Source organism: Bradyrhizobium sp. JR3.5 (genome assembly GCF_054057015.1).
The window spans coordinates 4,313,986-4,329,141 of sequence record NZ_JBSRYV010000002.1 but is presented as its reverse complement, the minus strand read 5'-3'; the positions used below and the strand labels follow the sequence as shown (position 1 = coordinate 4,329,141).

Annotated in this window: 20 protein-coding genes; 6 read left to right on the top strand and 14 right to left on the bottom strand. The window is 62.1% G+C overall.

All coding sequences use genetic code 11. The features are described 5' to 3' along the window. Positions 1–87 precede the first annotated feature (87 nt). A complete protein-coding gene (locus tag ACVWW1_RS37680) occupies positions 88–510 on the top strand; it encodes a hypothetical protein (RefSeq protein WP_456659362.1) in 423 nt (140 codons plus the stop codon). Here ACVWW1_RS37680 and ccoS read toward each other — a convergent pair. From ccoS to ACVWW1_RS37620, 12 genes are all read right to left on the bottom strand, one after another. Beyond that, positions 492–659 carry a cbb3-type cytochrome oxidase assembly protein CcoS gene (gene ccoS, locus ACVWW1_RS37675; RefSeq protein WP_176533342.1) on the bottom strand — a complete coding sequence of 56 codons (168 nt, stop codon included), beginning with the start codon at positions 657–659 and terminating at the stop codon, positions 492–494. The two genes, ACVWW1_RS37680 and ccoS, sit on opposite strands and share 19 nt — an antisense overlap. Beyond that, a complete protein-coding gene (locus ACVWW1_RS37670; RefSeq protein ID WP_456659361.1) occupies positions 659–2,845 on the bottom strand; it encodes a heavy metal translocating P-type ATPase in 2,187 nt (728 codons plus the stop codon). The genes ccoS and ACVWW1_RS37670 overlap by 1 nt, the downstream gene beginning before the upstream one ends. A gap of 11 nt (positions 2,846–2,856) precedes the next feature. Further along, on the bottom strand, positions 2,857–3,357 hold the full coding sequence (locus ACVWW1_RS37665; protein WP_456659360.1) for a FixH family protein: 501 nt from the start codon (positions 3,355–3,357) through the stop codon (positions 2,857–2,859). 15 nt (positions 3,358–3,372) lie between these two features. Further along, the gene (ccoG, locus tag ACVWW1_RS37660; RefSeq protein ID WP_456659359.1) at positions 3,373–4,830 is read right to left on the bottom strand and encodes a cytochrome c oxidase accessory protein CcoG; all 1,458 of its coding nucleotides are present in this window, start codon (positions 4,828–4,830) and stop codon (positions 3,373–3,375) included. Positions 4,831–4,926: 96 nt separating this feature from the next. Beyond that, positions 4,927–5,799 (bottom strand): cytochrome-c oxidase, cbb3-type subunit III, encoded by an 873-nt coding sequence (ccoP, locus tag ACVWW1_RS37655; protein ID WP_456659358.1) that lies wholly within the window; start codon positions 5,797–5,799, stop codon positions 4,927–4,929. 6 nt (positions 5,800–5,805) lie between these two features. After that, positions 5,806–5,970: a cbb3-type cytochrome c oxidase subunit 3 gene (locus ACVWW1_RS37650; RefSeq protein WP_050402627.1), complete on the bottom strand. Its 165-nt coding sequence runs from the start codon at positions 5,968–5,970 to the stop codon at positions 5,806–5,808. Positions 5,971–5,980: 10 nt separating this feature from the next. Beyond that, complete coding sequence (ccoO, locus tag ACVWW1_RS37645; protein WP_176533347.1) at positions 5,981–6,715, bottom strand: cytochrome-c oxidase, cbb3-type subunit II; 735 nt, start codon at positions 6,713–6,715, stop codon at positions 5,981–5,983. Between the two features lie 8 nt (positions 6,716–6,723). Continuing rightward, a complete protein-coding gene (gene ccoN, locus ACVWW1_RS37640; RefSeq protein ID WP_456659357.1) occupies positions 6,724–8,346 on the bottom strand; it encodes a cytochrome-c oxidase, cbb3-type subunit I in 1,623 nt (540 codons plus the stop codon). Positions 8,347–8,372: 26 nt separating this feature from the next. Continuing rightward, complete coding sequence (locus ACVWW1_RS37635) at positions 8,373–8,870, bottom strand: hypothetical protein (RefSeq protein ID WP_456659356.1); 498 nt, start codon at positions 8,868–8,870, stop codon at positions 8,373–8,375. Between the two features lie 113 nt (positions 8,871–8,983). Then, positions 8,984–9,346 carry a hypothetical protein gene (locus ACVWW1_RS37630; RefSeq protein ID WP_456659355.1) on the bottom strand — a complete coding sequence of 121 codons (363 nt, stop codon included), beginning with the start codon at positions 9,344–9,346 and terminating at the stop codon, positions 8,984–8,986. A gap of 88 nt (positions 9,347–9,434) precedes the next feature. Then, a complete protein-coding gene (locus ACVWW1_RS37625; protein WP_456659354.1) occupies positions 9,435–9,644 on the bottom strand; it encodes a hypothetical protein in 210 nt (69 codons plus the stop codon). Further along, positions 9,641–10,390, bottom strand: coding sequence for a CBS domain-containing protein (locus tag ACVWW1_RS37620; protein ID WP_456659353.1), 750 nt, complete (start codon positions 10,388–10,390; stop codon positions 9,641–9,643). Before ACVWW1_RS37620 ends, ACVWW1_RS37625 begins: the two co-directional genes overlap by 4 nt. A 699-nt stretch (positions 10,391–11,089) precedes the next feature. Between ACVWW1_RS37620 and ACVWW1_RS37615 the strand changes: the two genes are divergently transcribed. The 4 genes from ACVWW1_RS37615 (at position 11,090) to fixJ (ending at position 13,812) form a co-directional block, all read left to right on the top strand. Beyond that, positions 11,090–11,446 (top strand): hypothetical protein, encoded by a 357-nt coding sequence (locus tag ACVWW1_RS37615; protein WP_456659352.1) that lies wholly within the window; start codon positions 11,090–11,092, stop codon positions 11,444–11,446. Position 11,447: 1 nt separating this feature from the next. Beyond that, complete coding sequence (locus ACVWW1_RS37610) at positions 11,448–11,675, top strand: hypothetical protein (protein ID WP_456659351.1); 228 nt, start codon at positions 11,448–11,450, stop codon at positions 11,673–11,675. A gap of 101 nt (positions 11,676–11,776) precedes the next feature. Beyond that, on the top strand, positions 11,777–13,207 hold the full coding sequence (locus ACVWW1_RS37605; protein ID WP_456659350.1) for a PAS domain S-box protein: 1,431 nt from the start codon (positions 11,777–11,779) through the stop codon (positions 13,205–13,207). Continuing rightward, positions 13,204–13,812: a response regulator FixJ gene (fixJ, locus tag ACVWW1_RS37600; protein WP_176533353.1), complete on the top strand. Its 609-nt coding sequence runs from the start codon at positions 13,204–13,206 to the stop codon at positions 13,810–13,812. Before ACVWW1_RS37605 ends, fixJ begins: the two co-directional genes overlap by 4 nt. 2 nt (positions 13,813–13,814) lie before the next feature. On the opposite strand, the gene ACVWW1_RS37595 is transcribed toward fixJ, so the two are convergent. Continuing rightward, positions 13,815–14,108 carry a hypothetical protein gene (locus tag ACVWW1_RS37595; protein WP_456660856.1) on the bottom strand — a complete coding sequence of 98 codons (294 nt, stop codon included), beginning with the start codon at positions 14,106–14,108 and terminating at the stop codon, positions 13,815–13,817. Between the two features lie 243 nt (positions 14,109–14,351). Continuing rightward, positions 14,352–14,588 carry a hypothetical protein gene (locus ACVWW1_RS37590; RefSeq protein WP_456659349.1) on the bottom strand — a complete coding sequence of 79 codons (237 nt, stop codon included), beginning with the start codon at positions 14,586–14,588 and terminating at the stop codon, positions 14,352–14,354. 210 nt (positions 14,589–14,798) lie between these two features. Between ACVWW1_RS37590 and ACVWW1_RS37585 the strand changes: the two genes are divergently transcribed. Beyond that, on the top strand, positions 14,799–15,056 hold the full coding sequence (locus ACVWW1_RS37585) for a hypothetical protein (protein WP_176533355.1): 258 nt from the start codon (positions 14,799–14,801) through the stop codon (positions 15,054–15,056). Positions 15,057–15,156 lie beyond the last annotated feature (100 nt).

Below are 15,156 nucleotides of genomic sequence, written 5' to 3'. Positions count from 1 at the left end.
TGCCAGCCTACTCTCGGTTGAGCCATATCAATCGCATCGGCGATCGAGCGTGCGATGATTGGTCGTTCTAGTCAGAGGCTTCGCGGCATGCGTCGAACACTCCCCTCACTGTTCCGCTGGCTCACCCTTTTCGGGTGGCGGGACATCGCGACCGCCCCGGTCGACTGCGCGGTCGAGATTGCCGTGATCGACGTCGAACAGCACAGGCTAGGCTTCCCCTGTCTCAAGCATGGCGGGTGGATGGTTCGATGCCGCGACCATGCAGCCCATTGCGATGGCGCCGACCCACTGGCGCTACTGGCAGCCCGACGTCCCGCCGATGAGTTGTTGCTGACCATGCCACGCCTTGCCGCCATCAATCGGCTGGTCACGGTGCTGCTGCTGCGGTCACGTGCTTCTCCGTCGCAGCGGCGTCCCGACTGGACGCTGATCCTGGCGCTCGCCAGCACGGCGCTGACTGTCGTCTCGGCAGTCTCGCTGGTCTATTTTCACTATTTGGACGGACCCTGATCGTTCGCGGGTTCGTCGTCGGCAATTGCCCGCCACGCCGCGCCATCGAGATCGTCATACTGGCCGCTCTTCAGCGACCATAGAAAGCCCAGCAGGCCGACGAAGCCGAGCGCAAGGGCGAGCGGAACCAGATAGACCAGGACTTCCATCAGACCGTCCCCCGCCCCCGCGCCCTCATCGCGTTGAGCATGACCAGCACCGACGAGCCGGACATCGCCGCGGCTGCGATGAGCGGCGTCACCAAGCCTGCGATCGCGATCGGAACCGCAATGACGTTGTAGACCACGGCAAGCCAGAGATTCTGCCGCATCAAGCGCAGCGCCTTGCGCGAGACCACGATCGCTGTCCGCACCGGCGCGAGGCGCTCGCCGAGAAAGACCGCATCCGCGACCGCCTGGCTCACGTGGGTCGCACTAACCGGCGACATCGAGGCATGCGCCGCAGCTAGCGCCGGGGCATCGTTGAGGCCGTCACCGACCATCAGCACCTTGCAGCCCTGACGCGCCAGTTCCTCGATCCGGGCGATCTTGTCGACCGGAGAAACCCCGGCGCGCCATTCATGGATGCCGAGCGTCTCGGCCGCGAGTCGAACGGCGGGTTCGCGGTCCCCGGAAACGATCTCGACCGCCAGGCCGAGCCGTTCCAGACCCGAGACAACGTCAGCCGCGTCGGCCCGCAGCTTCTGGCGAACGGCGAAGACGTGCCTGGTATCGCCACGGCTGAATGCGACGACGGAGGCCTCAGGGTCGCGATGCAAAAGCTCGTTGGCGAGGCTGTCGGCACCGCAGAACGACGGCCGGCCAAGCCGGATCGGGTGACCCTGATGGTAGCCGTGGACGCCCTGCCCCGGATCTTCCTCGATACCGGGCAGCGGCGCGGCGGCGCCGGCCGCGCGCGCCACGGCGGCCGCGACCGGGTGACGGCTCGACAGGGCCAGCCGGCCGGCAAGCTCGATGACGTCGTCGGGAATGCTTGCGAAATTGGTGACATCGAGCTCGGGCAGCGTCAGCGTGCCGGTCTTGTCAAAGATCACCCGGTCCACCTCGGCGATGCGTTCGATCGCATCGCCGGCGTTGAGCAGAACGCCCGAGCCAAACAGCGTACCGGATGCAACGGTCTGCACGGCCGGAATGGCGAGCCCCAGCGCGCAGGGACAGGTGATGATCAGGACCGCAATCGCCGTCACGATCGAATCATGGAAGGTGGCGCCATAGGCAAGCCAGCCCAGCAGCGTCAGAAACGCCGTTGCGTGCACGACCGGCGCATAGAGCCGCGACGCCCGCTCGGCGAGACGCAGATAGCGCGAGCGCGCCTGCAGCGCGTGATCGAGCAGCCGGGATATCTCATCCAGCAACGTGCCACCCGAGGCCGCCGACGCGCGGACGCGCAATGTACCGGAACGGATCAGCGTCCCCGCGAACACGGCGCTGCCAGGCGCCACCATCGCCGGCAAGGTTTCGCCCGTAATCAGGCTCTGATCGACCTCCGAGCGGCCCTCGATCACATTGCCGTCGACCGCGCAGCGCTCGCCGGGCCGCAGCAGCACGATGTCGCCGGGGCGGATCGCAGCTGCCGGGACCGTTCTGATCTCGGTTGCGCTAATGAACTTCGTCGCGGTCTCCGCCTTCAGCGCCGCGAGGTTACCGGCAAAGGCTCGAGTACGCCGCCGCATGTTCTGATCGAGGTAGCGACCGGCGAGCAGGAAAGCGATCAGCATGATCGCGGCATCGAAATAGGCATGTTCGGCGTGATTTATCGTCTCGATCACCGAGGTTGCCAGCGCGAGCACGATACCGATACTGATCGGAACGTCCATGTTGACGCCGCGCGCTCGCAGGGCCGACAGCGCCGACGAAAAGAAAGGCTGCGCCGAATAGGCTGCAGCCGGCAGCACGATCAATGCCGACAGCCAGTGGAAGAAGTCGCGTTGCTCGGGCAGCATGTCGGAGACGTTGCCGGACCATACGGGGATCGACAGCATCATGACATTCATCGCCGCAAAGGCGGCGACGCCAAGCCGGCGCAACAGGCCTTGTGCCCGCTGCGCTTCCAGCGCTTCGGCATCGTCGCGTTCGAACGGATAGGCCTTAAAGCCGAGCTCCGCGAGCCGGCTTACGAACAGCGCCGGATCAACGGCACCCGCCTTCCACTCCAGCGCTAGGCGGCTGTCGGTCAGGTTCACGCGGGCCGAGGTGACGTCCGGGATGGCCGACAAATTGCGCTCGATCTTGGCCATGCAGCCCGCGCAATTGATGCCCTCGACTGCGAGATCGAGATGGATGAGCCCGGTGCCCGCGTTCTTCAGATAGTGAGAGAAATCGATATCCGCCTGCATGAGATTTCCCCTCAGTTCAGCAGGATTCGGTTCTTCGACAGGAACATGCGGCGGCCATCCGCGTCGCCCTCGATCACCAGGTCCCACTGCCCCGCGGCGACGCCCTCGGCGCGGCCGCGATAGCTGCCGGGGCCGGTCTCACTGATCTCGATCGCCCGATCGGCGCGACGATCGATCGGTCGTTCGAGCCGAGCGAGGAAATTCAATGCCGTAAGAGGCGCGCCGGCGTGATCGCGTGCCTCAAGTGCAATTGCGGCACTTCCATCAGGCCGCCGATCGATATGCGCCTGGACCTGCCAGTCGCGCTCGTTCTGGTGCCTGGCTGCGTCGATCTCGCGCTGATAGGCGAGGCTGGCACTGTAGGCGCTGTCGACTTCAGTGCCTGGAAGAGTCGTGATGGCGAGGCGCATCATGACTATGTTCACGCTGATGACGACGGCGAAGAACGCGATCGTCGTGATCAGGACGAAACGTCCGGTGATGGGTCGCGCGACTGAACTTGAGGCTGCCATGGCTGGATTCCATCGTTATGGAAGGACGAAGTGGTCGGTCGCAGAGGCGACCTCTCCGAGACCGATGTCGGTGACGCGAAACGTGACCGGCACCGACTTTTCCGCTTTTTCATCTAGCGGTGCCGTCACCAGCACGCGAAGTTCGGTGGTGGTATCACGGCCGAGGACGATCATCGGACGGTCTGGCGTCACCGAGTCCGCACCGATGACGTGCAACTTCGCGTCGGCCGGTCCATCGACGTCGATCGCGACCACACGATCGAAGCCGCGCTTGTTGAGGAAGCGCAGCGTATATCCATTGCGGATCGCGCCGTCGCTGAGACGCACCGCGATCGGGTTGCGGTCGTGCAGCACGTTGACGTCGAGCAGGGTTCGCGACATCAGCGCGTAAAGCATCACCGCGCAGACCACGGTGATCAGGCCGGCGTAGACGACTGTGCGAGCGCGAACGGGCTTGAAGATTTCTTCCTTGCCGGCAATGCGTCGCTGAACGTTGATATCGTTATCGTAACCGATCAGACCGGTCTTGCGGCTGACCTTGGTCATGACGGCGTCACAGGCATCGATGCACAGGCCGCACTGGATGCAGCCGAGTTGCGCGCCATCGCGGATGTCGATCCCGGTCGGGCACACGGCAACGCACTGGTTGCAATCGATGCAATCGCCGGCCTTCTCGCCGAGCGCTCGGATGTCGAACGCCTTCTTCACCGAGCAACGCGGCTCGCCGCGATCGTATTTATAGGTGACGTTGAGCGCCCATTCGTCGGTCAGTGCGGCCTGGATCCGCGGCCACGGGCACATATAGACGCAGACCTGCTCGCGCATATAGCCGGCCAGCAGGTAGGTCGACGCGGTCAAGATCGCGATCCAGACATAGGCGATCGCCGGTCCCTGAAAGGTCGCCAGATCGCGCACCAGAGTTGGCGCATCGGCGAAATAGAGCACCCATGCGCCGCCGGTCCACCACGCGATCATCAACCAGATCGCGTGCTTCAGCACTCGGCGACCGGCGCGCTTTACGGTCATTGGCCCGGCATCGGCCTTCATCTGTGCGCGACGGTCGCCTTCGACCAGGCGCTCGACCGCATAGAACAGATCGGTCCAGACCGTCTGCGGGCAGAGATAACCGCACCAGATTCGGCCGCCCAGCGCGTTCATCAGGAACAAGGCGAACGCCGCCAGCACCAGAAGGCCCGTGAAGTAGTAGACCTCCTGCGGCCACAGCTCGATGAAGAAGAAATAGAAGCGGCGGTTGGGAAAGTCGATCAGGACCGCCTGATCGGGAGCGCCGAGGCCCCGATGCCAGCGCACGAAGGGCAGCAGATAGTAAACGCCGAGGCAAACGGCCATCAGCCGCCATTTGATCGAACGGAATCGGCCGGAGACGCTCTGGGGAAAAACCTTCTTGCGAGGCGCATAAAGCGGCCCGTCTTCGTCGGTTATGAGTTTATCAGGGGGCACGGGCTTGTTCATGGATTGCTCGAATGAGGCTCTTATTGAAGCCTACATCCCCGCACCAGGTCCGGGTTTGACCTCGGTCAATGAACCTGGATGTCCTCGCGGTGGCGGCTACTTGCCGCCCCCCAACGAGTGCACATAGACCGTCAGTGCCTTGACGGTGACCGGGTCCAGCCGGCCGACCCAGGCCGGCATGACGCCGGCGCGGCCATTGGTGATGGTCTCGACCAGCGTCTCCTCGTCGGAGCCGTAGAGCCAGATCTGGTCGGTCAGGTTCGGCGCGCCGAGCTCTGGGTTGCCCTTGCCGCTGTCACCATGGCAGCTGGTGCAGTTCTCGGTGAATATCTTCTTTCCGGCAGCGGGGTCGAACTTCGGCATGGTGGAAAGACCGGAAAGCGAGCGCACGTAGTTGGCGACGGTCACGATCTCGTCCTTCTTGAGGACACCGTCGCGGCCGAACGCCAGCATCTGCCCTTCATGGGTCTTTGCGTGTCCGGAACGTGCGCCGAACTGGATCGTCTGCATGATCTGGTCAAGCGAGCCGCCCCACAGCCAGTCGTCGTCGTTCAGATTCGGATAACCCTTCGCGCCGGCGCCGCCGCTGCCGTGGCACGGCGCACAATTGTCGGCGAACACGGTCTTGCCGCGGGCACGAGCCAGCGCCAGCAGGGCCGGATCCTTCTCGATGTCGGCCAGCGACGCGTTGCCGAGCACCGCCATCTTCTCGCCGCGCAGCTTCTCGAGATCGGCAAGGTCGGTCGCGACACTGGCGCGGGTGGAATACTGGAACAGACCGGTGGTGTAGCCCGAGACCAGTGGCCAGGCCGGATAAACGACCCAGTAACCGATCGCCCAGATGATCGTTGCATAGAATGTCAGGACCCACCACCGCGGCAGCGGCGTGTTCAGTTCTTTGATGCCGTCCCACTCATGACCGGTCGTGCTGCGGCCGGAAACGCGGTCGATCTCATTGTGCTCGCTCATGATCGGTCAGTCCTCCCGCAGCGGCATCCGGGCTGCAGCATCGAAGAGAGATTTGTTACGGGGCCAAAGCGCGTAGACGACGATGGCGATGAATATCCCGACAAAGACGGGGGTCCAAAGTGTGCCGACCAGGCTCGACGCAAAATTCTCGACTTGAATGATCGCTTTCATGCTCGTGGCCTCACCGCAGATTGGCTTTTTCGTTGTAGAGCTTGAAGTCGACGAGCGTGCCGAGCATTTGCAAGTAGGCGATCAGTGCGTCGAGCTCGGTCGGATTGCCGGCCTTGCCGTCGAAGTTGCGGACCACCGCCTTCGGATAGCGCTTCTGGAACGCGTCGGAGCCGGGGCTGTCGGGATCGACCTGCGCCTTGAGATCCGCGGCCGCGTTGGCGATCTGCTCGTCGGTATAGGGCACGCCGACCGCGCGATTCGTGCGTAGATGGGCCGCGGTGTCCGATGGGTCGAGTTCCGTCCTGGCGAGCGCCGGGTATCCGGGCATCACCGATTGCGGGACGATCGAGCGTGGATTGATCAGGTGCGTGACGTGCCAGTCGTCGGAGTACTTGCCGCCGACGCGCGCAAGGTCAGGTCCGGTGCGCTTGGAGCCCCACTGGAACGGATGGTCATACATGCTCTCGGCGGCCAGCGAGTAGTGGCCATAGCGCTCGACCTCGTCGCGCAGCGGGCGGATCATCTGCGAGTGGCAGAGGTAGCAGCCCTCGCGGACATAGATGTTGCGGCCTGCGAGCTCGAGCGGCGTATAGGGCCGCACGCCGTCGACCGCCTCGATCGTGCTCTTCAGGTAGAACAGCGGCGTGATCTCGACCAGTCCGCCGATCGCAATGACGACGAGGATGCCGACGATCAGGATGATCGAGTTCTTCTCAAAGATCTTGTGTCGATTCCAAAGGGACATTGCGTGACCTATTCGGCAGGCTGGAGAGCACCGGCGCCCTCGGTTTCGCTGGCTCGGCCGGCGTTGACCGTCATCCAGAGATTGAAGGCCATGATCAGGGCGCCGACCAGAAACAGCGCGCCGCCGGCCGCGCGGATGATGTAGAAGGGATGCATGGCCTCGACAGACTCGATGAAGGAGTATTCGAGGAAGCCGAGCGAGGTGTAGGCACGCCACATCAGGCCCTGCAGGATTCCCGACACCCACATCGCGGAAATGTAGAGCACGATGCCGATCGTCGCGATCCAGAAGTGCCAGTTGACGAGCTTCAGGCTGTAGAGCTGGCGATTCCAGAGCCACGGGACGAGGCAATACAGTGCGCCGAACGAGACGAAGCCGACCCAGCCCAATGCACCGGAATGCACATGGCCGATGGTCCAGTCGGTATAGTGGCTCAGCGAATTGACCACCTTGATCGACATCATCGGGCCTTCGAAGGTCGACATGCCGTAGAAGGCGACCGACACCACCATCATGCGCAGCACCGGGTCAGTGCGCAGCTTGTCCCAGGCTCCCGACAGCGTCATCAGGCCGTTGATCATACCGCCCCAGGACGGCATCCAGAGCATGATCGAGAATGTCATGCCGAGCGTCTGCGCCCAGTCCGGCAGTGCCGTGTAGTGCAGGTGATGTGGGCCGGCCCAGATGTAGAGGAAGATCAGCGCCCAGAAATGGATGATCGAAAGCCGGTAGGAATAGATCGGACGCTCCGCCCGCTTCGGGATGAAGTAATACATGATCGCCAGGAAGCCGGCGGTCAGAAAGAAACCGACCGCATTGTGGCCGTACCACCACTGGAACATCGCATCCTGCACACCGCCCCAGGCGATGTAGGACTTCGAGCCGAGGAAAGAGACCGGCAGCGCGGGGTTATTTCCGAGATGGAGCACCGCGATCGTGATGATGAACGCCAGGTAGAACCAGTTGGCGACGAAGATATGCGGCTCCTTGCGCTTCACCAGCGTCATCAGGAAGACGAGCAGATACGTCACCCAGACGATCGTCAGCCAAAGGTCGGCGTACCATTCCGGCTCGGCGTATTCCTTCGACTGGGTGACGCCGAGCAGGTAGCCCGTGCCGGCGATCAGGATGAAGAAGTTGTAGCCGACCACGACGAACCAGGGCGACAGGTCGCCTGCAAGGCGCGTGCGGCAGGTCTTTTGCACGACATAGAACGACGTAGCGATCAGGACGTTGCCGCCGAACGCGAAGATCACGGCCGACGTATGCAGCGGCCGCAGGCGACCGAATGTCGTCCAGGGCAGATCGAAGTTAAACGCCGGCCAGGCCAGCTGCATGGCGATGATCAAACCCACCGTGAAACCCGCGATGCCCCAGAACATCGCCATGGCTGAAGCGAACTTGATTGGGCCGAGATTGTAATTGGGGCGCCCGCCGATCTCCGCCGGAGGCAATTCGGCCGGACGGTTAAGGTAGCGATTGCCGATCATGATCACGGAGATCAGGCTGGCGGCGCAAGCAAGCGACGCGTGAAAGCTGAACGCCGTATCGTGCCCCATCGCCGCGCCGAGAAAGCTAACGAATGCAAAAACTGCGAGTACCGACGCCAAGCCGGATTCTCCCATCGTCATCGACTTTGAAACGGAAGATGGACCTGTCATGTGGGGGCTTTCTTTGGGTGCGATGACGTCATGAAAATCACAGTCTCGCTGCCAGCCGTTTGATCGGCATCAATTTCGGCGCCATGCCGCGTGCCGCTGGCGCCGCGGCTCAGCGCGGTCAGGGTCAGTTCGTTCGGACAATATTTTGCCGGACTGGCCCGCCGCTCCCGCGCGAGATCTGCGGTGCAACGTGCCTTCTCACGGCATAGACCGCAGACTCGCTGTAGATCACGCAACACATCGCAATGGGAAGAGGCGAGCATCTGTTCGGACAAACCTGCATGCTCGAGACGCTTGCTGAGCAACTCCGGCGAGCCTCGCTCGCGGGCAAGCGCACGAAGGTCCAACGTCGAGAGATTGAGCTCGTGCGCGATCTCGTCGACCTCCCGATCGGTTATCAGATCGAATTCGCGGCATCGAGACAGAAACGCACGCAAGCGACCGATAAGACTCTCGAACTGCGGCGAGCTATTGCCAGCTGATCGATCGGTCATTTCGCATACCCCCTTTTTGGCTCTCCACCTTTAGCTAAAGAAGCTGATTTCCGATTTGATCTTGGTCAAACGCGAAGCCCCGGCAGTCGATCGCGATCGCCACCCAAAAATCGTCAGCCGCCCCAGGCTGATGGCAAAGCCGGCGGTGTCCGAAGCTCCATGGAATCGGCAAAGATCGTCCAGTCTCGAACACCCTTCTGTCTGCAGAAGTCGGCCTCGGCCAACTGTGCAGCCGTGGAAAGCGAGGCGGCGTCGACCTTGAACGCTGCCTGGCAGGCGCGGTGTTCATGGCCGGTGTCGTCGCAAACGGTCTTGATGAAACGAACGTCAAATGATGGCATGGCACCCTCGCATGGGCTGGTTGATTGTTGTTTATGCTGCCATGAGTGCGCGATGCCGGTATTGATCTTTCGCAAGAATGTCGTGCAGGAGCAGATGTCGTATCTGTGGAGAATAGCGAATGCGAACAGAGCCATCAGCGATCCCGACCACAGCGTCCATGAGCGTCGCACTTGTCGTGACGCGCAGCTCACGAGATCCGCAAACAAAACCGGACGGGAGCTGCTATTTGCGGTGGGATTTCCGGTCTGCGGATGACGGCCGGACTGCTGGTATTGACGTCGACTTGCCGTTGACGGTCCAACCGGAGGCAACGATCGCGAAGCCGACGATCAGGCAGATCGCAAGTAAGGTTACGGCGAATCCCACGACTTCTGCGCTGACCACTGCGGTCGCGATCAACGGGAACAACAGGATTGCGGGACGAGCGATCATCCTGCCCTCTCCTTCGCAGCTTTCGCGGCAGCCGCTCGTTCGTCTTCCGCGGATTGGATATAGAAGCCGGAATAGGTATCGACGTAGCACAGGTGATCGTGCACTTCCTTGACGCCGGCGACATTCTCCGCGGCGACAATCGCTCCCTGCCTCGCCCGCTCATCCATGATGACTCCGCGGAGATGCACCACGCCGTTGCGCACCGAGACTTGCAGCCCGAGCGGGCACCAGTTTGCACCATCGAGTGCCCGCACGATGCGATCGTGGATGTGCGTGTCATCCGCCGTGGGATCCGGAATCTGGTGCGCGACGGATGCTACGGCCCGCAGCAGATCCGCACGTGTTACGAGGCCAACGAGGCGCCCGTCGCGCATCACCGGCAACCGTTTGACGCCCCTCTTCTCCATGAGATCGACCAGATCGGGCAAGGGCGTTTCTTCCGTCACGGTGACGGGATCGCACGACATGATCTCTCCGACCTTCCGGCCGCGCTCGTGGACGAAGTCCGCGGCTGCATAGCCGGAGCCGAGAAGGAACTGAAACCAGCGGCTACGCCGGCGTTGCGTGCCGATCTCGCTTCGCCGCAGAAAATCGCTCTCCGACAGGATGCCGACCAGTCTTCCAGCCGCATCGACCACTGGCAGGCCACTGATATGGTGATCCATCATCAGCTTCGCGGCATCGAGAATGGATGCCTCGGTTCCGACAGTGATGACGTGTCTCGCCATGATCTGATGTGCGCGCATTGCTAATCTCCTTCCTTCGCTCGTCACCAAGGTCACACGCCGTCGGCTCATCTGCTTTGATCTCCCTCAACGCCTGCGCTTGACGGATATCAAGGCGCCGCGACCGATGATCGACGATGCTGACGCTCTGTCAGGAGATCAAATTCATGTTGCAGAACCTGCTTGCCTCGATGGGAGTGCTGGCGATTGTCGTCGTGACGTTCGCCTGGATGCGCTTGCCGCCAAGGCGGCCGCTAAGGCAGCCCGCCAGGTCAAGCGCCCACCAGCTCCATCGGCGCCAACCGTTCTAGGCCGCCGCCTGCCCCGATCCGACCACCCGGCCGGAATTTTGACCTGCATCAAAACCGGAGCGCCGCGCCACCGTTAAGGATGCTCATCCGTCAGGATCGTGCAAATGGCAGACATAAGGGCTTGGCGCCCCATCATATTCTCGTGTCCAAATACCGGCGATCGGGTTCAAGGCTTGCTACCCGCCGACGCATCCGAGCCACTGGCTGACGAGCTGCACTCGATCTCCTGCGCTGCCTGCGACGGCGTCCACTTCATCAATCTGCGAACCGGTGCCGTCGTCAGTCCCAAGCGCAGCTAGCCTGGTCACGAGAACCAGCGCGGGCCGGAAACCACCATCAAGTTGACGCGCGTCAACGCGCAGGCGGCCGGCATGAGAAACAATACTTTCCTCAACGAAGGATTTTGGACATGACAGACCATAGCGAAGCCCGTCCCGTCTCCGACGCCGTCCAGAGCTACGCGAAGCGGGCGATAGCGGTCCAGTCGGAATTCTCGGAGAAACTGATCGAGGCAAACCAGCACTGGTTCGAGCAGATCCAGATCGAATCGAACGAAGCCTGGGAGCTTTTCCGCAGGTTCAATTCCACCGCCTCGGTGGCCGAGAAGATCACTGCTCTGCAGGACTGGGCCAAAGGCGTCACCGCGCGCGGGGCGAACGACGCGACGTACGCGATCGAGACCGCACGTTCGCTGGGCACGATCGAGCTGAACCTGCTCGCACGAAAGACCAGCAGTGTCGACGAGGGTACTCAGAAGGCTGCCTGACGTGCCAGCACGCGACGCTCCCGAACGCCCCGAGGCAGGCGTCAGCGCGACATGGGAGGGGGTCGCGGTGGCCCCCTTCGGTCGAGATCTTGAACTCGCCGTGATCGAGGGCAACGCCATTCACAAGCTCGTCTTTCCATGCCGCCGCGTCCCGGGCGGCTGGGTAAAGGCGGCGACCGCCGAACGCGTCATGGTGCAGCCGACGCATTGGCGCGCCTGGATCAGATAGACCTGTCCCCGCCGCCGTGGCCAGCTCGTGCCGAACGGCCGGTGGCTTCGGCCGTCCGAACGTTGTAGTATTGATTCAGCTGAGGCCTTCGCCGGGGAAATATGTCCGATCGCATCTGGTACCGCTATGGCACTGCCGTGGCAGCGGCAGCGCTCGTATTCGCGGTGCGCGCGGGGCTTGATATTTATTTCGAAGACCGGACCTTCACGATCATCTATGTGCCCGCCGTGCTGTTTGCCGCTTTCGCCGGCGGTCGCGGCCCAGCAATCGTCACCACCCTGCTCTGCCTCGTCATCAGCGTCAAATTCCTCGGGACAAGCCTGGTTACTGAACCTGCGAATCTGATGGATATCGCTTGCTTTGCGATCCTCGGCCCGATCCTCGGCTTCATGGGCGACCGGCTCTTGAGGGAAAGCGATCAGGCGCGAAATCGGCAGACCCACCTACAGTCGATCCTCGACACGGTCCCTGACGCCATGATCGTCATCGACGACCACGGTATTATTCGTTCCTTCAGCGCGGCGGCCGAGCGGCTGTTTGGCTGGAAACCGGACGAGGTCGTCGGCAAGAACGTCTCGAAGCTGATGCCCCAGCCATATCGCGGCGAGCACGACCGGTACCTCGAACGCTACCTTACGACTGGCGAACGGCGCATCATCGGCATTGGCCGCATCGTGGTTGGAGAACGGAGCGACGGCTCGACCTTTCCGATGGAACTCGCCGTCGGCGAAGCCAAGGTACGTGGAGAACGCTTTTTCACCGGCTTTATCCGCGATCTCACCGAGCGTCGAGCGCAAGAACGGCGGCTTCAGGAGCTGCAGTCCGAGCTGGTCCATGTGTCGCGGCTGACCGCCATGGGCGAAATGGCGTCCTCTATCGCCCATGAGATCAATCAGCCACTATCCGCCATTACCAACTATATGCGCGGCGCGAGCCGGCTGCTGACGCCGGAGACACCGGACGCGACGCGAATTCGTGACGCGCTCGAGCGAGCCGCACAGCAAGCGCTGCGAGCCGGCGACATCATCAAGCGCTTGCGCGAATTCGTTGCCAAAGGCGAGACCCAACACTCCCTGGAGAGTCCCGCCACCCTGCTCGAAGAGGCTGTCGCACTGGCGCTGCTCGGCGCCAAGGAGCAGGGAGTCAGGTTCGCGATCCGCAGCGACCGGGACATGCCCTCGATCATCGTCGACAAGATCCAGATTCAGCAGGTCGTGCTCAACCTGGTTCGCAATGCGATCGAGGCGATGGCCTCCAGCCCGCGCCGCGAATTGACCGTCGGCGTCACCAAGACTAACGGTGTAGCGACGTTCACCATTGCCGATACCGGTCCGGGCATCAGCCCTGACATCGCCGACCGCCTGTTTCAGCCCTTTATCACGACAAAGGAGCATGGCATGGGCGTCGGCCTCTCGATCTGCCGGACCATCATCGAATCCCATGGTGGACGCATCGATGTGATGCCAAACTCCGGAGGCGGCACGGTTTTTCAGTTCATCCTCCCGTTCGCGGAGGACGGAGAAGAAGCATGACGACGCGGCATACAATTCTTGTCATCGACGACGATCCGGCGATGCGGGACTCACTGGCATTCCTGCTCGATGTCAACGGCTTTGCCGTAACGACTTATGAGACGGCAACCAGTTTTCTCGATCATCTCAAGAGCAGCACGGTCGACTGCATCGTATGCGACATACGCATGCCCGGTATGAGCGGCCTCGAACTGGTCCGCAAACTCAAGGCTGACGCAGCGGCATGCCCCGTCATTCTGATGACTGGCCATGGTGACGTCGCACTTGCGGTCGAGGCGATGAAGGCTGGCGCGGTTGACTTCATCGAAAAGCCGTTCGAGGACGAAGCGCTGTTGCGTGCGATCCGCGAGGCTCTGCAAACACAGTCCGCGGCACCGGCCGACGAAACGGTCAAGCGCGACGCTGAAGCTCGTCTGGTGGACCTCTCGCCGCGCGAACGTGATGTCTTGCGAGGGCTGGTGGCGGGCAAGATCAACAAGGTGATCGCCCATGACCTTGGCATCAGCCCGCGCACGGTCGAGGTCTATCGAGCAAATCTGATGGCCAAGACCAATGTGCGCAGCATGTCGGAGCTGATGCGGATCGCGATCGCTGCCGGGCTTTAACCTTAAGCTGCTGCCGAGCGCGCACGCCCGCCCGAGAGCACCGCGGCCAACTTTTGCGCAGTTTCCGGCGACTGATTCAGGTTAATCAATACCGACCCGGGATCCATACGCGCTACGACACCGCCAAGTCGGAACGAGAGCCCATCGATCTCCAGTTCGACGGGCTCGCCTGTCGCTGCGTCCGGCAATGCGCACTCGATCGATACCGCCTGGATAGCGGCCAGCCCAGTCAGCCCGCAAAAGCTCAGCCCAACAATTGCGTAGATGCGCTGCGCCAGAGAGATCCTGAAATTCATCGCTTTTCACCAACTGATTTACCGCAAACGGGTTGCCCGATCTGACCTGGGCGTGGGCAAGTCAATATCGGCCACCGGGGCTGCGCGGACTATTGGGCGGCGAGATTTAACTCACGTAAAATCCCCTATCGGAATCCTGCAGCAGGGCTCATTTTTCGCATGGCGACGAGCGGGACGATCTATCGTCAATCCGATGAAATGTCGCGCCTCGGCGAACGGTGCCGCCCGCAATGTGGGCCGACATCAATCGCCGATCAGCGCTCGCGCATGCTGTCGCGTGACCGCAAGGCGACCAAGTAGTTGGTCGTGCTGCTGCTGCAGCTTCGTCCTGGCCCCTCCGGCCGGACACACGGCGACCAAGCCGCCGATCTGGAGCAGTTGCAGTTCGAGCATCAACAACGCTTGACGGAAGGAATGGCGAATGTCCGCTCTCGACGCCACCTCTTCGTGGTTCGCCCGACGCGATTCCGGAAAATACACGAGGTTTCCCATGACCCTGACCAGCCATCTTCGAGAGGAGGAAGCTCAATGGCAAGCAAGCTCCCTTTCGAACCCATCAACAGCAAACGAGATGCGCGCCTATTCCGCCTTGATCCGGATCAAACGAAATGAGCTGAGGCAGATCAATAATGGCTGTCACCGCACAATGCTTTGCTGGGTGACATCGACCGAACGAGAAAAGGGGCATCAATGGACGGGATCACGCAATTCATTGCCCTGCCGTACGACCGGACCGATGGCGGGCTCGTTCCGGGCCAGCAGGCCAAGTGCGGCAGCCCCGCAGCGGCGATAGAGCATGCCAAGCACTTATGGAAGACATTCGGCCACGCTGGTGCCGCAGCTATCGTCTGTACCGGCTATCCGGAGACGAGAACCACCGTGCTGCGGACATATGGAATGGTGCCAAACGACCTGGAGCAAGAACCATCCGCTCTCCATTTGCGGTGAGGCGCAATCTTCGGTTCCTTGCGCTGGATCAATCCGCCCCGGGCCGTCGCATGACTACATCAAGCTACCAGGACGAGCACCCATACTCCCGTGAGGTTGT